Below are 23,788 nucleotides of genomic sequence, written 5' to 3'. Positions count from 1 at the left end.
CAATACTCCTGCAAGCTCAACGTTTCAGTTGCGCACCGACGGCGTCTCGACCGGCAACCCGATGCCGCGCCAGGCCACATAGAGCTCGAGCGCGAGGAACTCGTCCGAGAGCGGCTTGAACGGCTCGGCGCGTACGTCGAACATGCAGCCTTCGAACCGCTCATGCAGCGGCACCAGGCGCTGGTCGCGCAACCGATAGGTCGGAAAGCCGTTGGTCTGGCCCTGGCTCAGGAAGTCCGCGCGCATGAACTTGCCGTTGTTGCGCTCGTGGCAGGACTCGCAAGCGAGATCGAGCTGGCCGTAGCGCGTGTAATAGATCTGCTTGCCGCGATCGAACCAGGGCGACATCGGGCCGTCGGTCTTCACCGCGACCTTCATGCCGTGCGACTGGTAGCGCACGAACGCTGTCATGTCGGTCAGCTCACGGGATTTGAACTTCCAGGGCTCCGCCTTCATGTGCTCGCTGCGGCAGATGTTGATGCGCTGCTCGAGGTTGACCGGCTTCTTCAGCTTGTCGTCCCATTTCGGCATGGCGGCGCCGACGCCCTTCATGCTGGTCTCGGCTTCGCCGTGGCAGCTCATGCAGGACTTTCCCTCACCGCCCTCGACCTTCTTCCAGACATCCGCCGCGCGCTCCACGGCGAGGAAGCCCGGATTTTCCAGATCATCGTCCTGCAGCGCGCGGGTCTCCTTGCTGCGAAACTCGTAGCCGGAGATGATGGTCTTGAAGACGTGGCCGGGCGGCGCCGCGATGCCTTTGCGCTCGGCGTCCTCTGCGACCGCGAGCGTCGCAACCGACGCGGCGGCCACGACCAGAGCGGCCAACCCAACAAATCGTCGCGCCATTGCGTGCCTCCCTCAATGCGCGATGCGCATCATGCCTTGAGCGCAATCTTCTCTTCGGCCGTGATCACCGTGCCGTCGTCATCCGTCCAGGAGAACTTGAACGTGCCGGCTTCGTCGACCCGCGCGTCGAACTGGACGTAGGGATTGGCCGAGATCGCCGGTTCGAGCGCGCAGGAGAACACCGGCTTGCCGTTGAACTCGCAGGCGAACTTGTTGATGATCTTGCGCGGAATGGCCTTGCCCTGTGCGTCCTTGCGCTGGCCGGATTCCATGACATGCGAGACCAGGGTCTTGATCTGGATGACCTCGCCCTTGGCCGCTTCCTTGGGAAGCTTGATACGCGGTTTGTCTGCCATTGTTCCTCTCCTGACGCCCTTAGCCGCCGCAGCCGCCGATAGTGACCTTGACGGTCTTCTGCTCCATGAACAGCGAACCGTCACTCATCTTCGCGACCGCAATCACGTTCTGCGTGGTCGCGAGCCGGATCCGGATCGATGCTTCCGCCTTGCCCGACAGCGCTGTGAAAGACAACGTCGCCACGCCCGCATTGGGGTTGCCGTCCGCGATGATCAGAACGTCTTTCACATAGGCGTCCGCCGTCATCGGGCTCTCGATGTTGATCGACAGCGGCACGGTGTTGCCGTTCTCCGCGATCTCCGGCAGGTCGAGCGCGATCTTTCCCTTGGCAGGCTGCTTGCCGCCGGTGAACGTCTCGATCCATTTCGCCGCATCGCCCGTCACTTCGGCATCGGCTGCCATGGGCATCAGCGTCAGCATGACGAAGCCGCCCCCGAGCGCAAATGCCTGCCGTCGATTGATGGCTTTCATTCCTGATCCTCCTCGCCGTCAGTTCAGCGTCTTGAGAAAAGCGATGACGTCCTCGACCTGCGCGGCCGTCAAAATGGATTTGCCTACGAATTCCGGGCGCACCCGGCTGAGGCCGTCGTTCCTGAAGAACGCCGGCATGACGGTGTTGATGAAGATGCGCTTGGGGTCGGCGACGATGAGGCGCAATTGCGCCTCGGTGTAGCGGCCGGCGACATCGTCGAGCGACGGACCGAACTCGCCGTGGAATTCCTCGGACTTCAGACTGGTGACCTGATGGCAGGCCAGGCAATTGCCGAGCGTGCGGGTCAGAAACACCTTCTTGCCGGCGGCGGCATTTCCTGGCGCGCCGGTCAGGGATTTCGGCACGGAGTCGTTGACGATTTCGAGCCTGATCGGCTCCTTGTTCGGCTCTTGCGCCAGAGCGCTTCCGGCCGACAGACAAAGTGCAAACGCAGCAGCAAGCGAGCGCCGCATGTTCCCTACCCTCGGATCGCGGGGTGACCCCGCTCTTGGTTACGACGGACTCACAATTCATCAAATTCAGTTATTATGATATGTTCATATAAACGCTGACGTCAAGCGGAATTCGAAAGGCGCTCATGGTCAGCCGTTCGCGGCCAGAAACTCCCGGAACGAGCCGCGCTCGTAAGCGCGCTCCCGCACGAAACGAAACATCGCCAGGAAGTGCGGCGGCTTGAGATAGCCGGGTGCCCGCGCCACCTCGCGCGCCATCGCGTCCTTTGCTTCGAGGCCATCGGCGGATGGCGGAAAAAACTGAAAGGTCGGCGTTAACCGGATCCCGTATTTCTGGGCGAGCTCTTTCTCTGTCAATTCCTGGCGATCGAAGTCCGTCACCTTGCGCGAGCCGATCAGATTGAGCTGCAACACCTCGAAATTGTCGCGGATGTAGCTCGCGATGCCGGCATCGGCGAAGTTCACCAGATGCGTCTCGCGGCAATAGGGGCAGCCGCGCAGCTCCCACATGATGGCAAGGCGCTTGCCGCCGGCCGCAGCGCTATCCAGGTCCTCGCGCAGATCGAGGAAGCTCTGCAGGAACCAGGGCTCGTGATAGAGCCCGTCTTCTCCGACGGCGGGCTCGGCCGCCGCCGCGCCGCGGCCGGCCAAGGCCACGCCTGCTGCGAATGCGAGGACGCCGCGTCGCGTCGGCGTGCGAAGCGACGTCGGGGTTTCGTGTATCGGAAGATCTTGCGCGCTGCTCATTTTCATTATGATATTCGAATACACGAATGTGACAAGGAGATCCGATCTTGCGCTGCACCATCGTGCTGCTGGCATGGCTGGCCTCGAGCGCGCTCGCGCTCGGTGCGGAAGCCGATAGACTTGCGGATGTCGCATCGGCGATGGCGCCGATCATGGCCAATCTGCGCACCGCTGCGAGCTATGCGCGCACCGGAAATATCGCGCTGGCACAGATCGAGACCGACGAGGCGGTCGCCGGGTGGAAGCGGCTCGCTTCCCTGCCCGCTGACGGACCGTCCGAGTTGTCGAGATTTTTCGACGGAGGTCGCGAACGGCTGGCGACGGCGACGGCTGCACTGGACCGCGGAGACGATGTCGCCGCCGGCCGCGAGCTGCTTGCGCTCCGGCAGGCTTCTCACGCGCTCAGGCGTCGCGCAGGCCTCTACGATATCGGCGATTGCATCTTCGAGATCGCGCCCGCCATGGAAGCCTTGCGTGTCGCAGCCATCGGGTATGGCGAACGGCCGGCGCCCGCAAACGCCGAGGAGACCGTTGCCACTGCAAGCGCGTTCCGCGATCGGCTTCAACGCTGTAACGAATGGGCAAACAGCGAGATCGCGGCCCAAGGTGAATTCCGCCGCCTGATCGACGGCGCAATCGCCAGCAGCGGCGAGATCGCTCATGCCGCGATGGCGGGCGACGGCCCCCTCGTGCATCGTTACCTCATCGAGCTGCAGTCCTTTGCCCAGTTGCTCGACTTCCGTTACGGCTAGCCTCAGCCGATGCTGGTCAATGCAGGGAAATGCTCGAGCAGCCATTGCGAGACCGCGGGCATCAAGCCGGTCAGGAACATCAGACCCGTCGCGACCAGGAATACGCCCATCGTCTTCTCGATCAGGCCGAGATGCCGGCGCACACGACCGAGCGCGGCAATGAAGCGGCCGGTGAAGGCCGCCGCGATCAGGAAGGGAATGCCGGTCCCGACCGAATAGGCGAGCAGCAGCAGTGCGCCTCGCCCGGTCGTGTCCTCCGATCCAGCCATCAGCAGCACGGCGGCGAGGATGGGGCCGGCACAGGGCGTCCAGCCAAACGCAAAGGCCAGGCCCATGACGAAGGCCCCCACCACGCCGGCCGGGCGGTTGTCGACCTGCACGGTCGCGCTGCGATAGAGCAGCGGAATCCTGAGCAGCCCCAGAAAATGCAAGCCCATGACGATGATCAGCCCGCCGGCGACGATGCCGAGCATCGACAGATGCGCGGAAATGAAGCGTCCCGCGATCGAGGCGGTCGAGCCGAGCGCGACGAACACCAGCGAAAAGCCCGCCACGAAGGCCAGCGCGGAGAGCAGGATCCGTGGCCGCAGATCCGGCCTGTCGCCGGATAGATCCGTGACCGAGACGCCGGCCATGTAGCACAGGAAAGGCGGCACCAGGGGCAGGATGCAGGGCGACAAGAACGACAACAGGCCCGCGACGAAGGCCGCACCAAGCGTGACGTCCAAGGTCATTTCCGCCCCATCCCTAGCACATATACGAATTTAATGATATAAGCCCCAGGGACGTTTGCAAGCAAGTCCGCAAAGGGCCGGTTACGCAGCATGAACAGAATCGTGGTTTTGCTCGCCCTGGCCGTCGGGCTCGCGCTGCCCGCGATGGCCTCGCGCGCCGCCGAGCTCGTCATGCTCGAGCGCGCTGGCTGCGTCTGGTGCGCGCGCTTCAACGCCGAGATCGCCCCGATCTACGGCAAGACCGACGAAGGCCGGGCCGCACCGCTGCGACGGGTCGACCTGAACAGGCCCCTTCCCGCCGATCTCGCCGGAATCGATCCGGGTCCCTTCACGCCGACCTTCGTCGTGGTACAAGAGGGCCGTGAGATCGGGCGCATTCGCGGCTATCCCGGCGATGCCTTCTTCTTCGGCCTGTTGGACCGAATCCTGTCAAACACGGGATCGGAACCCGGGGGTCGTGACCACCTTGCGGATTTTCTGAGAGGAACTTGACGCGATGCCGTTGCCAAAGCTGAAGGATATCGAGGGCTCCGCCGAACTCGAGCAGATGATCGAGAAGGCGCGCGAGGCCAGCGACATGCTCAAGGCGCTGTCGCACGAGTCCCGATTGCTGCTGCTCTGCATCCTCGCCGAGGGCGAGAAGTCCGTGACCGAGCTCGAGCAGTTCCTGGGCGAACGCCAATCGACCGTCTCCCAGCAGCTCGCGCGGTTGCGGCTCGATCGGCTGGTGACGACCCGCCGCGACGGCAAGACGATCTACTACAGTCTCGCCAGCGAGGACGTTCGCAAGATTCTCACCGCCGTTTACGACGTGTTCTGCGAGCCGGTACGCCGGCGCCGCCGGTAGTTCTCCGCGCTGGATTTTCGCGCCCCACCGGCGCAGACTACCCGCAAGGCAGAACCAAAAACGAAGCGGGAGGAATGCTGAGCCCTTCGACCATAGCGTTTGCATGCGGGCTTGCCGCCGGCGCCGTGCTCGGCGTTGCCGGCCGAGCGGGTCGTTTCTGTACGCTGGCGATGCTCGAGGACGCATTCTTCGGATCGGATTTTCGTCGGCTGAAATCCTTCGCGCTGGCCGCGGCAGTCGCCCTGCTCGCGACCCAGGCGCTCGCCGCGTTCGGCATTGTCGATCTGTCGCGGTCAATCTACCTCACGGCGTCGATCGGTCTTGGCGGTGCGATCATCGGCGGTCTGATGTTCGGCGTCGGCATGGCGCTGGTCGGCACCTGTGGCTTCGGCACGCTGGTGCGCGTCGGTGGCGGCGATCTAAGGGCCATCGTGGTCTTTCTCGTGCTCGGCCTGTCGGCGCTCGCGACCATGCGTGGCATCACCGGCATGCTGCGGCTGATGCTGATCGAGCCGTTGTCGGTGAGGCTGCCCGAGGGAAGCACCCAGACCTTGACGTCGCTGCTCGGCGCAGGCAGCGCGATGCGCGCGATCCTCGTCGTGGCGATTTCCGCCGCGCTGGCCTTCTGGGCCCTTGCGGATGGCAGGCTGATCCGGTCGCCGCGGCTGCTGGCGTCCGGTCTTACCGTCGGTGCAGCAATCGCGTTCGGCTGGTTTGCCACCGGATGGCTTGCCGACGACGAGTTCGATCCCGCGCGGGTCTCCTCGCTCAGCTTCGTGGCGCCGCTTGGTGATGCCATCCTTTACGTCGCCACCTTCTCCGGCGCGCGGCTCAATTTCGGCATCGGCTCGGTTGCCGGCGTCGTCGCAGGCTCGTTTGCCGCCGCGATGCTCGCGCGCGGCTTCCGCTGGGAAGCGTGCGACGACGCTCGCGAGTTGAAGCGTCACATGATCGGCGCGCTGCTGATGGGCATCGGCGGCATCATGTCGATGGGCTGCACCATCGGTCAGGGCCTGAGCGCGCTGTCGACGCTCGCGGTTTCGGCCCCCGTCACGATGTTGGCCATCGCCTGCGGCGCGCGCCTTGGGCTCGAGTTCACGATGACCGGCGAGTGGCTGCCGGCGGTGCGCAGACTGTTCGGGGTCTCGACCTAAATCGAAAAACGCGGATCGGCGTCAAATCGCCGTCGAACTGCCGGCCTCGTATCCTCCTGCAACCCGGTTGCCCCTTCAAGCATGACGGCAGACACACCTTCGCATTCTCGCGGCGCAATTCGCCCGAGCTTTGCTTCGTCTCGCGACCCTCATAGCCAAGAGGGCGCAGGGAAGGCCGGGTGCTGGCTCGCACCCGCGGTCCGCTGCGCGAAAAGCGCACGCAGAAAGAACCGCACAGCAGCATACAGGTGGTGCCGATCACTCGGCCTTCCCTGCGCGATGGTCGGACGGCTTATGCCGTGATCTCCCGGGAGCCGACCATTCCTTCTGGCCTCCCTCACCCCACGAATTGGATGATGCAGTCTGCCCGGTTGGGCTCGCTCGCACCTTCGCAGGACTTGACCGTAGCAACGACGGCCAGGACCACACGGTTTTGCCGTACGCACGGCCCGCCATTTCGCCGCAGTTTTTCCAGCCCTGTCGACGAAGCCGGAAACTTACAGACGAGACGAAGCCTAGCAGCGCCGCTCGTCGCACGAAGCCTCGGGCTCACAGGAACTACCCGCCCTGCCCGCGCCTCTCGTGCCGGCGCTGCCGCGTCCACCGCAAGCCCGGCTCGCGATGCGTGACGACACATGATCGCCCCTCTTGGGTGAGCCGGGATGGGCAACACATACGCCGAAACCGAATTTCGGTAAAGTGGAATATTTCTGCGCGCGGGGATTGACAGAGGGCGACACAGGCACGGTTCCGTCGGATCGGCTCATCCACGTCTCCCAGTCGACCTCGCTTCAACCCGCTTATCGACGAAGCGCAAGAGCCTCGTTTGCGCCCTCAGTCGTGAGCGCCCGACATTTCGTCGTGCTTCAAGTGCCGCCTGCGGATATTGCGGGTGACGATCCAGACCACGGCCACGGCAACCGGCACGAAGATCGCGGTTGCCAGCGAAGGCTCGACATGCAGGCCACCGTCGTGGGCCCCCTTGGCGAGGTAGCCGAACAGGCTGACGACGTAATAGCCAATGGCCGCCACCGACAAGCCTTCGACCGTGCTCTGCAGCCTCAATTGCAACCGGGTGCGCTCATCCATCGAGCGCAGCAGATCGCGATTCTGCTCCTCGAGCTCGACATCGACGCGTGTGCGCAACAGATCAGCCGCGCGCGCGAGCTTGATCGACAGATCCGCCTGCCGGTCCTCCATCGTCGCGCAGGTGCGCATCGCAGGTGCCATGCGGCGGGCGAGGAAGGAGGACCAGGTCGGATAGCCCGCGATCTCGCCGCCTTCGATCACGGCGAGGCGGGCCTGCACGATGTCGTTGTAGGCGCGGCTGGCGCCGAACCGGAACGAGCTGCCGGCAGCTCCCCTTTCGAGCGAAGCCGCCAATGCCGTCAGTTCCGTCAGGAGATGATTGTTGAGCTTGAGATCCTCGGCGCCCTGCATCTCCTCGAGCACTTCGACGAGCCGTCGGCCGATATGGTCGACAGAGGGCGCAAGCTCGAGCGCGGCGGGCAGACCGAGCAGCGCCAGCGTGCGATAGGTCTCGATCTCCAGCACACGCTGCACGAGGGCACCGAGCCGGCCGGGCGAGAGGCCGTCGTTGCAAACGAGGATGCGGACGAAGCCCTGATCATCGGTGCGAAAGTCGGATGCAACGACGGCGGGACCGCTGCGGACCGCGGCGATGGCGAGACTGCCTCTCTCGAACAGCTGCTGCGCACGCTCCAGCGCCGCCGAAATCTGCTCGACCTCGAGCTTGACGGCGACCAGCAATTGGCCCGATTGCCGCAGAGACCGGATCAACGCGGCCGGCTCTTCACCGATCTCGCCGAACCGGCGCGCGGCCGTCTGAGGGCTGCTCAGGATCCAGGTGAAGGTGCTGAATTCCGAGTGTTGCTCCCAGCGCAGCTGGGTATCACCGATCGTCACCTGGTGATGCTTGGTTCCGGCGTCCGGCGGCGCCTGCCCGTGCGACATACAAAATGCCACGAAGCTCTGCCGGTCCGCTGCAGCGACCTCGCCCTGGCCGAGAAAGGCAAAGCGCAGCACCGTGACCGGCGCCGTCAACCGGGTGAATGGGCGCGCATGCACCTCGGCCAGCACCGCACCGCGCTGCGGATGCAGTTCGAAGTCGGCGAGATCGAGGTCACGGTTCATCGACGGTCCCCTGGTGCGCTGTCAGGCCGCGATGTGCCGCCAACCTGGCCGTTCACTACCACAACACACCTCGCCTGCAACGCATCGCGCGTTGCGAGGCCATTTTTTCGCCGCGGAAACTTTCGCCGCCCACGACCTGACCTAGAACGTCCCGGCGATGGTAAGACGGAACGTCAACGGCTCCACGGGGTGCAGCACGTAGTCCATCACTCCGTTCTGACAGACTGAAGTTGGCGCAGTGCCCGATGCGCAGAGGTTGTAGAGCGTATCGGTCTTGAGCAGCGAGCCATAGGCATAACTGATCTGGTTCGCCCTCGTGTTGAGGAGGTTCAACACGTCGAGCTGAAGGCGCCAGCCATTGTCGATACGATAGCCGAGGCGGCCGTTGAAAATGCTGGTCGCAGAGGAACGGAACGCGTTGTCCTCCGTCAGTGGGCTCGACGCCAGATACCGCCAGCGCAAGGTCCCGAACCAGCCGGTCCTCTCGCCCAGCGTGACGCCGGCTGAAGCCACCATCGCGGGCGAGTTCGGAATGTAGTTGCCGGGCGCATTGCCGATCTGCGCCTCGGGATAGCCGGCGAGCGAGGCATAGACGTCCGCCTGCTCGCTGTCATAACCGCGGAAGCGTGCATGGGTCATTGCGAGATCGGCGTCGATGTCGATCCAGGATCTGGGCCGGTAGTGGTTGGTCCATTCAAAGCCGTAGCGGCGGCTGGCGCGGGTCGCCGACGTATCCCCGGCATCGCCGGAGAACAGGATCTCGGAATCCTGATCCAGGATGAAGAGGCTGAGCGAAGTGTCGAGGCCGGGAACGATCCTGCTGCGCACGCCGACCTCTGCACCCTTGGTGCGCACCAGGAGCGGCGATGGCGTCAGCCTCGTCGCGGGGTCGCAAGGATCCTCCGTCGTGGTCGCGCCGCGGGCGTCGTTGGAGTGCATGCCGTAGCCGGCGCCGAAGAAGAATTCGGTCTGGTTGAACGGACCGAGCACCATCCTGAATTTCGGGCTGCCGAGCGCGGCGTCGGTACGGCCGGAATTGTTGGCATTGAACCGCGACGTGACGTCGGCGGCATAATAGTCGCCGCGCCAGCCCACCGTCGTCCTGAGCCAGTCAGTCCAGCGCACCGTGTTTTCGGCATAGACGCCGACGCTGCCCTCGCCGACCTTGTCGCTGCGAACGCTGGCAAGGAAGCCTCGCTGGAAGGTGTTGGTGAGCGCGAGATCAATCGCATCATAGCGCGACTCCAGGCCAAAGGTGGTCTGCATCGGCAAGCCCGCCAACGCGCCGTTCAGCGTGCGCGAGATGTTGGCGCCCGCCATCAGGCGATCGTCGTGCTGGTGGAACTGGTCGCCGAGCACGGGATCGCTGAGGTAGTAGGTGAAATTATTGAAGAGGTCGAGCTGGCTCTTCACGACATAAGCGTTGGCTTTCCAGGAGCCGAGATCGTCGCTCTGCGCGATGCGGCCCGAGAGCGCGAAGCGGTTGGTGTTGCCGCCGTCGCTTGGATCTTCCGCGCCGAAGCGATCGAGAAAGCCGGATGCGATCGCGCGCTGCGGGACCTGGTCCGTCGAATTCCATTTGTTGGCGTAGGCCATGCCGGTGACGGAGACGCCGTCGGTCGCGGTGCCCTGGCTGTAGCGCACGAGGCCGTTGAGCTTTCGCACATTGTCCGGATTGTCCCATGGGCCGTTGTAGGTCCCGATCTCCCCGGCCACGAGCAAGGAGCCGTCACCGACCTTCGCGGAGTCCATGCCGAGCAGACGGCGATAGCCGAAGCTGCCGGCGGTCACCTGCGCTATCCCCCTGGTGCGGTCGATCAGATCGATATGGACGCTGCCGACTGATGCGAAATCGCCTTCGTCGGCGAAGTACGGACCCTTGCGCACGTCCACTGCTGCGATAGCCTCCGGAATCAGCCAGTTGAGATCGGCATAGCCCTGGCCGTGCGCGTGGGTGCGCATGTTCACGGGGACGCCGTCAACGGTGATGGCAAGGTCGGTACCGTGGTCGAGATTATAGCCGCGCAGGAAATACTGGTTGGCTTTGCCCTCGCCGGAATGCTGCGTCACGATGAGACCCGGCACGGCTTCGAGCGCTTCGCCCGGCCGCGCGAAAGGGCGTGCATTGATCTCCTCGCCCGAGACGGAGATCTCGCTGGCCATGCCAAGCTGACCCTTTGCACCCGAGGCGACGCTGCGCATATCCGACGCTTGCGCCGCTGCCGGATACACGGGGATGCGGTGATCCGCTGGGGACGGCTTGCCGGCCCGGCGCGATGCGACCGGCTTCTTGCGCTCCGCCGCCTCGCCGCCGCCGATCTGGATTGGCGGCAGCTCGCGTGAGGTGCTCTCGCTCTGCGCGAAAGCGCGGCCGTCATCCGCGAGCAGAACCAGGGCCGAGAGTGCCGTCAGCGCGCCGCCGCCACGACAGGCCTCACGCCACTTCGGTCGCATCGGCGCATGCCAGAGCTTTCGTCGCGGCCCGGTTCCGGCCGTCCGCAAAGACGCGGCGATAGAGCACGACCGAGACGAGCCAGGCGACCGCGAACAGCGCGATCACGGCAAAGCCGACATTGGCGAGCGACTCGTTGAGGCCGTCGACCAGCGTCCACATCCCTCCGGACAGATCGAGCCGGTCGGCGATCAGCCCGAGCGCCTCGATACCGCCGATGAACAGCGCGACCGCCACCGAGGCACCGGTGATCGTGAGGTTATACCAGAGCTTTCGCAAGGGATCGACGAAGGCCCATCGATAGGCGCTCACCATCAGAGCGGAATCGGCGGTGTCGACCAGCGCCATGCCCGACGCGAACAGTGCAGGGAAAACCAGCACGTCGGCAACCGACGCGCCGCGCGCGGCTTCGGTTGCGGAGATGCTGAGCAGGCCGATCTCGGTCGCCGTGTCGAAGCCGAGCCCGAACAGGAAGCCGAGTGGATACATGTGCCAGGGTTTTGTGACCAGGCGGAACAGCGGTCCGAGCAGTCGCGCGAGGAAGCCGCGATTGGCGAGCAGCCTCTCGAGCCCTTCGGCGTCGCGGACGCCCTGCTCCCGGGCAGCGCGAAACGTCCGCCACAGGCCGACGAAGATGACGAGATTGATGGCCGCGATCACCAGCAGGAACAGGGCCGACACCGACGTGCCGATGAGGCCGCCGATCTCCTTGAGCAGGCTGTCGCCGCCCAGGCTCACCACGCCGAGCGCAAGCAATATGGTAGCCACCACGACGACGGTGGAATGGCCGAGCGCAAAATAGAGGCCGACGCTGCGTGGCGAACCACCCGTCTGCATCAGCTTGCGCACGACGTTGTCGATGGCGGCGATGTGGTCGGCATCGACAGCGTGGCGCAGGCCGAACACCCAGGCCAGCAGCGCGGTCGCCAGCACCGTCGGCCGGTCGCCGAACAGCGCGAAGGCCCAGGCCCATGCGGCGATGTTGGCGGCGATCAGCCCTCCGAACAGCACCACCGTTCCGGGCTCGACCGCCCGCAAAGTCCGCCTCACCGCTCGCTCCATCCACCTGATCCCGCAGTATGACGTTTATCAAGAACCCTCATACTGGCAAGAGCAAGAGCCGCGCCACTTTTCGGCCCGGCGGCCGAAAGGGCCCTCGAGATGGAAGTCACCTCGTTGATTCCATGGAGACTTTTTTAGTCCGGCGCATCACAGCGCCGGAGCGGAATGCTGGGCTGCGTTTCACGCAAGCGCGTGCGCGGTCACATATCCACGGTCATCGACAGGAGATATGTGCGTGGTGCTCCCAGGAAGAATGTTCCGAACGAAGCCACGCTGGACCAGTAACTCTCACCGGTCACGTTCTGGATGTTTGCGCGGAAAACCGTCTTCTTGCCGTTGATCGCGGTGGTGTAGCGAGCGCCGAGGTCGAGCCGCGTCCACTCGGGAATCGGCTGCTTGTTCGCGGCGTCGACGAACTGCCTGCCCGTGTAGATCACTGCTCCATTCACGGTAAGCCCCCTCATCCACGGGAGGTCCCACTCCGCGCCGATATTGGCCTGTATGTTCGGAACGCCGATCGGCGTGTTGCCCACATTGGCCGCGACGGCGGTCTTCGTCAGGGTGCCGTCCAGCAGCGAGACACCTCCGAGGACACGAACATCCGGCAAGAGTTCGCCGTAGACGTTGAATTCGAGCCCGCGGACACGTTGCTCGCCTGTCGCCGCGAAGCGCCCAGCAGACGACTCGCCGCTCGCCTTCGATATCTCGAACGCGCTGAAGGTGGTCGCGATCCGGCCAAACTCCACCTTGATACCGGCCTCGTACTGCTTGGCGATGTAGGGCTGCAGCACTTCACCGAAATTGGACGTCCCCTGAGGGGCAATGTCGCCCCGCGCGAGACCTTCGACATAGTTCGCGTAGAGGGAGACGTTGTCCTGGGGACGGACGACCAGGCCGACCACCGGGGTGACCGCGCTCCTGTCATAGGACGACGTCGGTGTCCCGACATTGGAGGAATAGTTGTTCGCCTCGATGCCCTGGCGGCGGACGCCCAAAGTCAACAGGACGCGCTCATCGAGCACGGACAAGGTGTCGGCAATCGAAAGCCCGGTAAGCTCGCTGTCCGAGAGCCGAGGGCGGTCGCTGATCTCGTTCGCGAACTGCGTCGGCGCGACGGTCGGGCTGTAGATGTTCGAGGTGACCAGACTGCCATTGGTGAGCCGCCGGTGCAGCGCGTCGTGATAGACCGAGGCCTGGAAGGCGACGGCATGGTGGACGAAGCCGGTATCGAAGCGGGCGCGAACACCGCCATCATATGTAGTTCGATCGATGCTGAGGCCGAAGTACTGGGGCGTCGAGGTCGTATTGCCGCTCGTGTTGACAATGGTCGGAAGACCGAAGAACCGCTCGACGTTGGTCTTGGAGCCGCCGACATCCGCGAACAGCGTGACCTGCTCGGTGAGATCGTACTCCGTCCGCAGCAAGGCAGACTGGTCGTTGATGCGCGACCATTCCCAGGGCTGGGTCACGTTCAGCTTGCCGTCCGGCGCCTTCGGCACCTGCAGGCCGGGAGCCATCAGAAAGGGACGTGACGGCGCGTCGAACCGATCGGTCTGGGCGATGAGATAGAGCCAGGACCTGAACCGTTCGCCTTGATAGTCGAGCGCCAGCGATCCGACACCTGTCGTCTCGGACTGGCGGTCGATGGGCGTGTCGCCGCCGCGGACGCTTCCGCTGGCGCGTACGCCCCATTCCTTGCCATCGCCGTAGCGCCTCGCAACATCCCAGTGACCGCCGAAACGTGCGGTCGAGCCGTAGCTCGCGGTCAAGCGGGTCAAATCCTCTTCCGCGCGCTTGGGCACGACATTGATGACGCCGCCAACACCGCCATTGGGCGCCATGCCCGAGAGCGCGGCCGAGGGACCCCTGAGCACTTCGATGCGCTCGACGTATTCCGTGAAGATCCGATATGTCGGCGCGATTCCGTAAAGGCCCTCGAAGGCGAACTCACCGTTATTGCCTTCGTTGATCGGGAAGCCGCGTATGTTGAAGGAGTCGACGATACCGCCCGTCGGGTGGGAACTTCGCACGGAGGGATCGAGGATCAGGGCATCCGCACCCGTTGCCGCCTGTTGATCCCGAATGAACTTGTCCGTGTAGCTCGTCACGCTGAAGGGTGACTTCATGGTGTTGGTATTTCCGAGCATCCCCAGTCGCGCGCCTTGAGCGACCTGCCCGCCGGCAAATGGCGGGACGACAGCCGGTTGCGATTGCACTGCGACCGTCGGGGCTTGCGGGGCGCGCCGTGAGGTCGATCGGACCCGCGCGTCGTTTCGCCTGGTTGGCGCACGGCGAACCGACTGTTGCGTCGGAGCTTCGACGGTCACGGGCGGAAGGGAGCTGCCGCCCTGAGGCGTTTGGGATTGAGCAGGCGATTCGAACCACGTCAGCCACGCCACACCACCCAGCAGCGCCGCACCAAAGCGAGCTACCGTCTTATCCCCACCCGCACGTCGCATTCCAGAAAGTTTCCTTCATCAATAGCACGCAGCCCGCTGTGAAGCGGCTTCCGCGTTTGGCCAGCAACGACCATGGATCGAAGAGCAGCTCTTCGTATCCGAGCTCGGCCGGCAAGCATGGCCCGTCAATCAGTTGCTCTGCAGACGCGCACGCGCGTTTGCTGCCTTCGTCTTGGCGGCAACATCCGAATGTCAGCGATCTGCATCGCTTCTTTAAGAAGACGCCATCGTGACGGCAACGCAAATGCGTGCGCTGCGGCTTAGAATGCCTCGATCATCGCCAACTGGGAGGAGAATGTCTGGAACGATTCAAATACGCTTTGGATGATTCCAGATCGGTGCGGTCAAGATGCCGCAGGAAGGCTTGCTCGGAGTGCGCTCGTCAGGAACGCCTCGGCATCATCACTTCGTTGCCGTGGCCTTTATCGCGACGACATCTGCCGCTGACACGCTCTATCTCAGCGAAATCATGATCTGGCTGATGTTGGCCGCAAGCTCCAGGCCCGCTTTCGGCCCCTGCATCACGATCGTCACCCCCTTCTCGTTGCGCAGGTGGACGCCGCTGATGCCTCCAACCAAAGCGAAGCCGCCGCCGACGGAGCTGTAGGTGCCGGCGAAGTCGCCGACCTCGCGGATACCCGAGGCCCAGCCGTCGAGCCGGCCGATCGTCGCGCCGGCGGTGATGCCGAAACTCATGCCCGTAATTTTGAAGGGATACTTATTGCCCCGATAGGTCAGCACACCGCTTCCAGCGCCACCGCCGACAAGGAGACCCCCCTTGACGATCTTGGCACGCACGTGACCGGCGGCTTGCGCGAATGACGGCGTAGCCGGCACTGCGAAGCCCATCACCAGCACCAGCATCGCAATCAGGCGACATAGGCGCAGCGGCGATGCCATGATCCGTTCAAGGCTTTGCGGCATCGACTTTCTTCCAAGTCTGGTCGGGATCGAACAAGGTTGTGCGCGGCGCGATGAATTCGGTTCTCGCCCCCAAATCCTTCTCGTAAACGGTGCCGGCATGGTTCACCACGAACGTCATCACACCGGAATTGCCGTACTCGGCGGGCCAGGCGATCAGCCCGAAGCCGCCGATCATCTTGCCCTTGACGACATAATTGAGCGCGCCGCCAGGCGCGTCAGAACCCTGCCCCTTCAGGATGCGGAAGTAATAGCCGTGATACGGCGCGAGCCTTTCGCCCGGCTTGTAGCCCTCAGCTGAAGCCTCCGCGACGAGGGGACCGAGCGGACTCGGGTCCCTGTCGTCGCGCCAGAACAGACCGTCCTTCTTGCCTGACGTCGAGAGGAAGCGCTGTGCGTAGATGCCGGCGCCCTCGCCGCGATCCTTGTCGGCATATTCATTCTGCGCGTCGACATAGGCGAGCGCGGTCTGGATCGCGTCGAGCTCGTTACGGCCGATGCGGCGGCGCAGCACTTCGATCCGTCCCTCGTCAGTGTCGAACTCCCAGCCTGCCTTGGTGTTGACGAGGGGAATCGGGAACGGGAAATCGTCAGGCCCGAGCACCAGCGTCGCCCTCTTGTTGCCCTCCGCCCTGACCGAGTGCTTGGCGTCGTACATCGAAACAAAGCGGGCGCGGATATCGGCGTCGGCGACGTCGTCGCCCGACGAGACGATGTCATCACCCGCCCTTCCGAGCACTTTCAGAACGTCACGTGGACCGCTCTTGGCCGCCGCCGCGAGTGCCGAGGCGGCATCCTCCGGCGTCGGATAAGATTGCTGGGCTCGGGCCGTGGTGACGAGAGCCAGTGCCACGATGCCCGGCAGAGCGGCGCGACGAAGCAACTTCAAGCCGGTCATGGCAATTCCTCCGCAGGGATCTTTGCGCCATTGGCGAGCCAGTCACCGTAGGATCGGAATCTCAATCCGAGCTTGTCGTAGTAGACCCGCAGATAGCCATCGCTGCCGCGCGTGACAGCATCGGGCGCCACCCGCTCGACCTCCTGCGCCATCACGCCGACATAGCTCTTGTCGCTGCCGATATAGCTGAAGCGGTAGTAGCCGAGGCCGCTTGCGAGATGGCCGAGCAGGACGACATCGTGCTTCAGCGCGATGTCGGAACGCCGGCCACCGCCGCCGCCTCCGCGGCCGCCACCACCAAAGCCACCTCCGCCGCCGCGCATCGCCATTCCGCCACCTCCGCCGCGGCCAGCCATGCTTGGTCCGCCGCCACCACCGCGCGGCATGCTCGCCATGCTGGATCTTCCGCGCGCAGATGCTGCGGCTGCCGACCGGCCGGAGGAGACGTTCATCGCGCCGCCGCGATTGCCGCCACCGCCGCGGTTGGCCGCACCGCCGCTGGGGCGGCTGGCGGCCTTCGCACGATCGCCGCCACCCTTGGCCCGGTCGCCTCCGCCCTTGGCACGATCCCCGGCACCAGCGCGATCACCACCGCCCGGCCGATCGCCGCGATTGCCGGCACGGTCACCCGCTCGATCGCCGGCTCGATCACCAGCACGATCGCCCGCACGATCACCCGCGCGATCACCCGCGCGATCTCCTGCACGATCGCCCGTACGGTCTCCTGCGCCCTGATTGGGACGCAGCACCTGGTTGCCGTCACGACCTCGGAAATCCATCCGGTCCGACACGCCCGCCTTCAGGTTGTTGTTGCCAAAGCGCTGCTGAACATTGCTGTTGTTGTAGCGCACGCCCTGGCGATGCGCCGGATTGTGCTGCCAGCCGTTACCGATGTTGGTGGTGCGATGATTGACGTAGACGTTGCGGTTGCCCCAATTGCAGCCGCCGCCCCAGTAATTGCCCCAGCGCCCGATCGCCCAGGCGGTGCCGAAGGCGAGGCCGGCCGCGACCACGCCGGCACCGATATAGGACGGGTAGCCCCAATAATACGGCGGATACTCCGCATAGGGCCAGCTGCCATAGACCGTCGCCGGATCGTAATATGGCACGTACATCGCCGAGGGGTCGGCCTGCTGGATCACGACGACCTGCTTGCCTTCCTGCGACTGGACACTGACCTTCTGCTGCTTGGTCGTGACCAGCTTCCTGTTGTCATAGGCCTTGTTGCGCAGGCGCTGGATCGCATCCATCACGTCGGGCTGCTGGGCGAGAAAGGCATCACCGAGCTTCTTGGTCCATTCGAGCTGGTCGCTCATCATGGTCAACACATCGGCGGTGCTGGCCAGCGCCTTGACGCTGTCGTCCCAGGCCTGCTTCTCGACCTCCGTCTTCAGCGCATCGCCCTTCAGGGTCTTGCGCTCCTTCAGCCAGCGGTCGGCCTGCACCACCTCCAACGGATAGGTTGAGGCGGCGAGCACATTGGCAAGAAGCTCGTCCGGATAGAGCGCGATCGGCGCTACCAAGGCCTCGAGCTGCTCCGGCTTCAGAAGCTCGGCGGTCGGCGCAGGCGGAGGAGCCGGCTGCGCTTGCGGAGACGGGGCCGCAGGCGTCGTGTTGGTTTGCGCCGTTGCGGCGAACGATGTCGCCATGACGAGCGCAAGCGCCATCAGGGTCTTGCCGCAGCGAAACATTGCACCCTCCCTTGCACTTCCAGGGTGGGACGATCGGGCCGGGGCGCAGACGTTTGTTGATCGAGATCAACGAAACGAAGCCCTCGTGGCTGCTGCAGCGCGAGAGCAAACTGTCATTCAACCAGCCCGGCATCCATCCGGAGCCGGCGCGGCGCCCTCAGTCCAGGGGCATTGGCGGCTCGCCACATCGTCTGTCAGCGGATGATCGGAAGCTGGATCGTGAACAGCGCCCCGCCCGCAGGCTGGTTCGCCGCGGCGATCGTGCCGTGATGGGCCTCGATGATGGTTTTGGCGATCGCGAGCCCCATGCCCATGCCCTGAGGCTTGGTCGTGAAGAACGGATCGAACACGTCGGCGAGGTCGGAGGCGGCAATCCCGGGACCAGTATCGGAGACCCGGATCTCCGCTGCATTGCCGACGCGCTGGGTCGAGACGTTGACCTGGCGCTTTCCGGGATCGGCGTCGAAGATCGCATCCATCGCGTTGATGACCAGGTTGAGAACGACCTGCTGAAGCTGGATCGGATCACCTCTGACATGCAGGTCAGCCAAAGCGGGCGTGTAGATCAATGTGATCCGGCGTCCGCCGGCGACAGCCCGCACAAGGCCGATCGCTTCGCGGACCATATCGTTGAGCTCGATGTCCTTGACCTCGAACGGTGTCTTTTTCAGAATACTGCGTAGCCTGCGGATGACTTCGCTCGCCCGCTGATCATCACGCCTGATGTCCGCGAGGATCTGCCGGATCTCGTCGATGTCGGGCGAAGCGGCCTTGAGCATGAGCTCCGCGGTCTCGGCGTTGGTCAGGATGGAGCCGAGCGGCTGGTTCAGCTCATGGGCGATCGACGTGGTCAACTCGCCAACGGCCGAATAGCGGTTGGCGTGAGCGAGCTCGGCCAGACGCTGGCGTGACTCGACTTCGGCGACCTGGCGCCGACGCCGCTCATGCAGCATCCCGCTGATCAGGCCGGCCTGCACCAGAATCACGGACGCGATCAGCAGCATCTGCCAACGATAGCGCTCCCAGATGCTCTGTTCGCGAAACACGATTTCGCTGCCGGGAGGCAAACGGCTCTCGCTGATGCCCCAGTGCTGCAATTGGCGCCAATCATATCTCGGCGCGGCGAATCCGATCGGATCGTAACTGATGCTCGCTGGTTTCGCGCCGCCGAGAATGCCAATCGCGGCACTGACGGTCCGGGAGCTCGTTTCCGCGATCATATGCATCGGTCCCCCGACGGTGCCGTCACCGAAGAACGGCTCCTGGTAGGAGAAGATCGGGGCATTCGCGGCCGCGTACAGGCTGCGCAAGGCGATGTCGCTCTCGTGGACGACCCCGGCCGCATCGACCGACATCAGTCCCCAGAACAGCGCGGTGTGCGGCGGCAGCCTTGATGCGCGTTTCAGGATTTCCTCGAATGACAGGTCCGAGTACCAGACCAGCTCAATCCCTTCTCCCAAAGGTTGCAGTTCCCGCTTCACCTCCTCTACCCAGAACTTCTCGAGCGGCGATGCGCCGATCACGACCGCAATCGACTTGGTGTCCGGCAGAACCTGAAGGATGTTGCCGAACGCGGCCATGAAATCGTTGCGGATCGCCACGACGACGTCGTTGTCGCTGAGATCGGCGCGATTGATCAGCCGATGCTCGACCGCGGAGAAAATCAATGGCACATCAGGGAACAGTCTTCCGCGGTATTTCTGCGCAAACCGGGCCGCCGGCGCGCCGATGCTCAATACGATGTCGGGCATCGCTCCGTGGTACAGCGACTGCAGATAGTCGACGAAAGGCGCCTCGGGACCAGGATTATTGAAGCGCGCGGTGAGCAGCGCGTGCTCCTGGATGTCGAGCGGCCAGGGCGATTGCCGTTCGAGCTTGGCCTTGATATCGCGCGCATACTCGCTCCACGGCCGAAAATCACGGCCGAAAGAATGCAATATCAGGACGCGCTTCAGCTCGCCGCGGAGGCTCCGCTCGACTGCACCAACTCGCCCGGCTGACAGGCACACGGTGAAAAGCAGCGCGAGACAGAGTAGCGCCGCCACGGCCCTCGGCCTGACCTTGGAGATGGACGTGGGCCCGCTCATGCTCCATCCTTGCAGCTCCAGCAACTGCTGTCGCGGCAATTCTAGCGGGAATTGTACCGCTGCGACAGGCCCGGGGCGGCTTCACAGCTCAATGCCCGCTCAGCACCAGCGTCTGGATCGGCAGCAGGAGCGCCTGGATGCGCAGCAGCAGGGCATGCACCAGGCCGACGCCGTCGACGACATGCAGCGCGATCTTCCGGCTGGTCGAAGTCCCCTTGGCCGAGATTTCCTCGTGGTTGCTGGTGTAGGCATTGACGACGCAGCTACTGCCCGGCGTCACGCCATCGATGCCACCCTTGTAAAGCGGCTCCAGGAACACCAGGATGGTGCCGGGGCGGACGGCGTTCTGCGGATCGACCAATTGCTCCCCGGATCGGAATTGTCCGGCAGCGATGTAGTCCTGGACTGACGTGATCACCATGGGGATGATCACCCATGGCCTGGAGATGCAGGTCGCTTCCGCCACCATGCCCTCTTTCATCACCTGTGCCTCGATCTGGCCGAACCCGGCCTGGAGCACCTTGCGGCCGGCCCCCTCCGGGATGAGAACGCCTGCGGGCCGCATGAGTTGATTGACGACGTCGCCGGGACGGATCAGGAATTGCTCGACCCGCCCATCGACACCGGCGCGGACGAAGGTCTTGTCGATATCGACCTGGGCCTGGTCGAGCGCGGCCTCCGCGCTGGCCTTCTGCGCCGGCAGCAGGATGGAGATCTGCATCGATACGGATTGCTTCGCGGCAGTCGCGGCATCGATCCCGGACTGACGTTGATCGACCAAAACCTGGAGCTTGTCGATATCACGCTGCGGAACGATGCCCGGATTGCGGCGCTGCAGCTCGGTCTTGACCTCGAGCTCGTCCTTGGCCTGCTGGTAGTTCGCCTTCGCTTCCCCGATCTGTGCCTCGGCCTTGACCACGTCGGCCTGCGCCGTCTGCATGGCGGCATCGACCTCCGCGACCTTCCGCTTGGCGGTTTCGAACGCGGCCTGCTGTTTCGATGCGTCGAGCGTGAACAGCACGTCGCCCTTCTTCACCGGCGCGCTGAAGCCGACCTTGACCTCGGCAACGCGGCCGGAGCCTTCCGGCAGGATCGGCACGGTGCGGAAATAGAGCGTCGCCGATGACGTCGTCGGATGGAAATAGAAGATCATGGTGATCAGCGACACCGTCAGCATCAGGCAGCCGGTGATGCCCCAGCGCAGCTCGTACCAGATCGAGAAGAAGGTGATCTCCTTGCCGAAACGCTTGCCCTGGGCGTAGCGGCGGTAGAGATAGTCCGGCAGGATCGTCAGCAGCGAGCAGAACATCAGCTCAAACATGGCTGTGCTCCTTCTTTGCGGCTTCCGGCTTCTGTTCGGGAGGCGTCGCGGCCTCTGTCCGAATCTCTTCGCCACCGGCGGCAGGCGCTGCCTCTGCAATCTTCTCGACCGACCCGGCGATGCTGCGCAGCGGCGTGCCGAAATCGGGAAGATCGATCAACGCGAGCAGGAGGCCCGCGATCCAGAAGATGTGCATATGCGTGAACAACGAGATCAGGCCGAGCACCGCGACGAACTCGAACTGCAGTTTTTGCGATTTGTGCGCCATCCGCTCGGGCAGGCTGTGCAGCTTCCAATAGAGCGTACCGACCCAGAGCACGGTGCCGATCAGGAACAGCCCCATCACGACCATCAGCGTATCAGTCCCGCTCCCCGGCGCCAGATAAAACGGCAGATGGTGCGGAGCCATCGGATGAAGCTGGTCGCTCAAGGCGTCTCTCCCGATCAAATGCGCATGTGCGATATTGTGTTCGGGCTGGCCGCGGTTTGCTTGATTTGAATCAAGGGAACATCCTCCGCCGGACCTAGCGTTTCCTGGATGCTGATTGGATAACCACCAGGAGCCGCCAGCCATGCCCGGCCTCGACGATCTCATCCCCAACGCCGCTCAGATTCGGAAGGAAGCCGCTCTCAAGGAGGCCGAGAAGGCCGAGGAGTATGTCCGCCTCGCCGCCGCGGTCGAAGCCGAGAAGCGCGCGCTGATCGAGCGGCTCAGCAAACCCTCCGGCAAGAGCGAGGAGGAGAAGATCAAACTCGCCTCGACCATCATCCAGCGTGCGGTGCGAAACGGCCTGACGGAGGTGCTGGTCTATCGCTTCCCCAACTCGCTCTGCACCGACAAGGGGCGCGCCATCAACCAGATGGAAAAGGGCTGGGAGACCACGCTGACCGGCATCCCCAAGGAGATCTTCCAGCTCTGGACCGATTATCTGAAGCCGCGCGGCTATCGCATCGCCTACCAGATCATCGATTTCCCCGGCGGTGTGCCGGGCGATATCGGCGTGACCATTTCCTGGGACGATTGATCCTCCGGACGACGACGAGCGCAGCAGCGAGAGGACCGGCATGGCCAAGGACGGGACCGCGGAGAAGATGAAGCGGAAGGACTATGAGAAGGAGCTGGGGAAGCTCCAGGTCGAGCTGTGTCACCTCCAGGACTACGTGCGGGAGAATAAGCTCCGGGTCATCGTGCTGTTCGAAGGCCGGGACGCAGCCGGCAAGGGCGGCACGATCAAGGCGATTACCGAGAAGGTCAGCCCGCGCGTGTTTCGTGTGGTCGCCCTGCCCGCGCCGTCAGATCGCGAGAAGACGCAAATGTTCTTCCAGCGCTACATGGAGAAATTTCCGGCCGGCGGCGAGATCGTGATCTTCGACCGGAGCTGGTACAACCGCGCGGGCGTCGAATATGTCATGGGCTTCTGCACTCCCGCCGAGCACGAGCGCTTCCTCTCGCTGTGTCCGCAGATGGAGAAATACGTCATCGACGGCGGCATCATCCTGATCAAGATCTGGCTCGAGGTCGGCATGGACGAGCAGGAGCGCCGCTTCAATGCCCGCATTGACGATCCCGTCCGGCAATGGAAGCTCAGCCCGATGGATCTGGAATCCTATCGGCGGTGGTACGACTATTCGCGGGCGCGCGACCTGATGCTGAAGAAGACGAGCACGAAGGACGCACCTTGGTATATCATCCGCTCCGACGACAAGCGGAAGGCGCGGCTGAACTGCATCGCCCACCTTCTGGGCGGCATCCCCTACAAGCGCATCAAGAAGGACAAGATCAAGCTGCCGAAGCGTTCCGACAATGGACGCTACAATGACCAGACCAGCCTGAAGGGGATGAACTTCGTCGCCGAGCGATATTGAGACGCGAGCGGGCTGCGCTGCCGCAGCCCGCCGTCTCGTCTGGATCACTTGAGGCGGATCGTGACGCCGCCGACCGCCGCCGATACTTCCGCGCCGACCCTCGGACCGCTGAGCTGGAGGATCACGCCGTTGGCGTTCTGCAGCTGAACGGCACCGGCGCCCGCGGCCACGGCTCCGCCCGCTCCGCCCACGGCGTAAGAGCCTTCGATGGATGCTGGTCCCTTCAGATTGAGCGCCCGGCCGACGAACTTGGTCGTCGATGCCCCGACCGTGAGGCCAACGCTCATGCCGGAGACGGTGAAGGGATATTTCTTGCCCCGGAGGAGCAGAACGCCCTCGCCGCCCCCGACGCCGACGATGAAGCCGCCCTTGGTGAAGACGACGGCGACCTCGCCGGTCTCGGCACGCGACGGCGTGCTGAGACCGGTCAGGGCCGCAATCGAGGCAACCAGGGCGACGCCAACGGCAAGTGTCTTCATGACTTTCTTCCCCCTT

23 protein-coding genes are annotated in these 23,788 nt (G+C 64.1%); 6 read left to right on the top strand and 17 right to left on the bottom strand.

Annotated elements, in window-relative coordinates; all coding sequences use genetic code 11:
* Window positions 1–24 precede the first annotated feature (24 nt).
* The 5 genes from soxA to XH81_RS26400 all read right to left on the bottom strand — a co-directional run bounded on the left by soxA (window position 25) and on the right by XH81_RS26400 (window position 2,895).
* Window positions 25–846, bottom strand: a complete 822-nt coding sequence (gene soxA, locus XH81_RS26420) for a sulfur oxidation c-type cytochrome SoxA (protein ID WP_028143564.1) — start codon at window positions 844–846, stop codon at window positions 25–27.
* Between the two features lie 29 nt (window positions 847–875).
* The gene (soxZ, locus tag XH81_RS26415) at window positions 876–1,202 is read right to left on the bottom strand and encodes a thiosulfate oxidation carrier complex protein SoxZ (protein WP_018316049.1); all 327 of its coding nucleotides are present in this window, start codon (window positions 1,200–1,202) and stop codon (window positions 876–878) included.
* A gap of 19 nt (window positions 1,203–1,221) precedes the next feature.
* Window positions 1,222–1,674: a thiosulfate oxidation carrier protein SoxY gene (gene soxY / locus XH81_RS26410; protein WP_028143563.1), complete on the bottom strand. Its 453-nt coding sequence runs from the start codon at window positions 1,672–1,674 to the stop codon at window positions 1,222–1,224.
* Between the two features lie 18 nt (window positions 1,675–1,692).
* Window positions 1,693–2,148 (bottom strand): sulfur oxidation c-type cytochrome SoxX, encoded by a 456-nt coding sequence (soxX, locus tag XH81_RS26405; RefSeq protein WP_028143562.1) that lies wholly within the window; start codon window positions 2,146–2,148, stop codon window positions 1,693–1,695.
* Between the two features lie 129 nt (window positions 2,149–2,277).
* Window positions 2,278–2,895 carry a SoxW family protein gene (locus XH81_RS26400; RefSeq protein WP_085967615.1) on the bottom strand — a complete coding sequence of 206 codons (618 nt, stop codon included), beginning with the start codon at window positions 2,893–2,895 and terminating at the stop codon, window positions 2,278–2,280.
* 47 nt (window positions 2,896–2,942) lie between these two features.
* Between XH81_RS26400 and XH81_RS26395 the strand changes: the two genes are divergently transcribed.
* A complete protein-coding gene (locus tag XH81_RS26395) occupies window positions 2,943–3,647 on the top strand; it encodes a hypothetical protein (protein WP_049801701.1) in 705 nt (234 codons plus the stop codon).
* A 2-nt stretch (window positions 3,648–3,649) separates the two neighbouring features.
* Here the strand turns inward: XH81_RS26395 and XH81_RS26390 are convergent, their stop codons facing one another.
* A complete protein-coding gene (locus XH81_RS26390; RefSeq protein ID WP_028143559.1) occupies window positions 3,650–4,381 on the bottom strand; it encodes a cytochrome c biogenesis CcdA family protein in 732 nt (243 codons plus the stop codon).
* 90 nt (window positions 4,382–4,471) lie between these two features.
* Between XH81_RS26390 and XH81_RS26385 the strand changes: the two genes are divergently transcribed.
* The 3 genes from XH81_RS26385 to XH81_RS26375 all read left to right on the top strand — a co-directional run bounded on the left by XH81_RS26385 (window position 4,472) and on the right by XH81_RS26375 (window position 6,382).
* Window positions 4,472–4,873 carry a thioredoxin gene (locus XH81_RS26385; protein ID WP_085967616.1) on the top strand — a complete coding sequence of 134 codons (402 nt, stop codon included), beginning with the start codon at window positions 4,472–4,474 and terminating at the stop codon, window positions 4,871–4,873.
* 4 nt (window positions 4,874–4,877) lie between these two features.
* Window positions 4,878–5,228 (top strand): ArsR/SmtB family transcription factor, encoded by a 351-nt coding sequence (locus XH81_RS26380; protein ID WP_018316042.1) that lies wholly within the window; start codon window positions 4,878–4,880, stop codon window positions 5,226–5,228.
* A gap of 74 nt (window positions 5,229–5,302) precedes the next feature.
* Window positions 5,303–6,382: a YeeE/YedE family protein gene (locus tag XH81_RS26375; protein ID WP_028143558.1), complete on the top strand. Its 1,080-nt coding sequence runs from the start codon at window positions 5,303–5,305 to the stop codon at window positions 6,380–6,382.
* A gap of 834 nt (window positions 6,383–7,216) precedes the next feature.
* Here the strand turns inward: XH81_RS26375 and XH81_RS26370 are convergent.
* From XH81_RS26370 to XH81_RS26325, 10 genes are all read right to left on the bottom strand, one after another.
* Entirely contained in the window at window positions 7,217–8,536 is a 1,320-nt protein-coding gene (locus tag XH81_RS26370) for a DUF3422 domain-containing protein (protein ID WP_028142542.1), read from the bottom strand.
* Between the two features lie 141 nt (window positions 8,537–8,677).
* Window positions 8,678–10,990 (bottom strand): TonB-dependent receptor, encoded by a 2,313-nt coding sequence (locus XH81_RS26365; RefSeq protein ID WP_028142541.1) that lies wholly within the window; start codon window positions 10,988–10,990, stop codon window positions 8,678–8,680.
* Complete coding sequence (locus XH81_RS26360) at window positions 10,971–12,050, bottom strand: HoxN/HupN/NixA family nickel/cobalt transporter (RefSeq protein WP_271596417.1); 1,080 nt, start codon at window positions 12,048–12,050, stop codon at window positions 10,971–10,973. Before XH81_RS26360 ends, XH81_RS26365 begins: the two co-directional genes overlap by 20 nt.
* A 200-nt stretch (window positions 12,051–12,250) precedes the next feature.
* Window positions 12,251–14,176 carry a TonB-dependent receptor gene (locus tag XH81_RS26355; RefSeq protein ID WP_131233115.1) on the bottom strand — a complete coding sequence of 642 codons (1,926 nt, stop codon included), beginning with the start codon at window positions 14,174–14,176 and terminating at the stop codon, window positions 12,251–12,253.
* Window positions 14,177–14,962: 786 nt separating this feature from the next.
* Window positions 14,963–15,433 (bottom strand): hypothetical protein, encoded by a 471-nt coding sequence (locus tag XH81_RS26350; protein WP_028142539.1) that lies wholly within the window; start codon window positions 15,431–15,433, stop codon window positions 14,963–14,965.
* Window positions 15,417–16,328 carry a DUF2950 domain-containing protein gene (locus XH81_RS26345; protein WP_028142538.1) on the bottom strand — a complete coding sequence of 304 codons (912 nt, stop codon included), beginning with the start codon at window positions 16,326–16,328 and terminating at the stop codon, window positions 15,417–15,419. Before XH81_RS26345 ends, XH81_RS26350 begins: the two co-directional genes overlap by 17 nt.
* Window positions 16,325–18,019, bottom strand: coding sequence for a DUF3300 domain-containing protein (locus XH81_RS26340; protein ID WP_028142537.1), 1,695 nt, complete (start codon window positions 18,017–18,019; stop codon window positions 16,325–16,327). Before XH81_RS26340 ends, XH81_RS26345 begins: the two co-directional genes overlap by 4 nt.
* 194 nt (window positions 18,020–18,213) lie before the next feature.
* A complete protein-coding gene (locus tag XH81_RS26335) occupies window positions 18,214–20,106 on the bottom strand; it encodes a sensor histidine kinase (protein ID WP_038970471.1) in 1,893 nt (630 codons plus the stop codon).
* Window positions 20,107–20,194: 88 nt separating this feature from the next.
* Window positions 20,195–21,427 (bottom strand): HlyD family secretion protein, encoded by a 1,233-nt coding sequence (locus XH81_RS26330; protein WP_028142535.1) that lies wholly within the window; start codon window positions 21,425–21,427, stop codon window positions 20,195–20,197.
* Entirely contained in the window at window positions 21,420–21,836 is a 417-nt protein-coding gene (locus XH81_RS26325; protein WP_049801703.1) for a hypothetical protein, read from the bottom strand. Before XH81_RS26325 ends, XH81_RS26330 begins: the two co-directional genes overlap by 8 nt.
* A gap of 163 nt (window positions 21,837–21,999) precedes the next feature.
* Between XH81_RS26325 and XH81_RS26320 the strand changes: the two genes are divergently transcribed.
* Entirely contained in the window at window positions 22,000–22,452 is a 453-nt protein-coding gene (locus tag XH81_RS26320; RefSeq protein WP_028142533.1) for a hypothetical protein, read from the top strand.
* A 40-nt stretch (window positions 22,453–22,492) separates the two neighbouring features.
* Window positions 22,493–23,293, top strand: a complete 801-nt coding sequence (gene ppk2, locus XH81_RS26315; RefSeq protein ID WP_028142532.1) for a polyphosphate kinase 2 — start codon at window positions 22,493–22,495, stop codon at window positions 23,291–23,293.
* Window positions 23,294–23,337: 44 nt separating this feature from the next.
* Here the strand turns inward: ppk2 and XH81_RS26310 are convergent, their stop codons facing one another.
* A complete protein-coding gene (locus tag XH81_RS26310; protein ID WP_028142531.1) occupies window positions 23,338–23,772 on the bottom strand; it encodes a hypothetical protein in 435 nt (144 codons plus the stop codon).
* Window positions 23,773–23,788: the final 16 nt, after the last annotated feature.

This window comes from Bradyrhizobium sp. CCBAU 25360 (genome assembly GCF_028128695.1).
Taxonomy (GTDB): domain Bacteria; phylum Pseudomonadota; class Alphaproteobacteria; order Rhizobiales; family Xanthobacteraceae; genus Bradyrhizobium; species Bradyrhizobium ottawaense.
The sequence above is the reverse complement of the archived record's forward strand: the minus strand, read 5'-3'. Positions and strand labels throughout refer to the sequence as shown.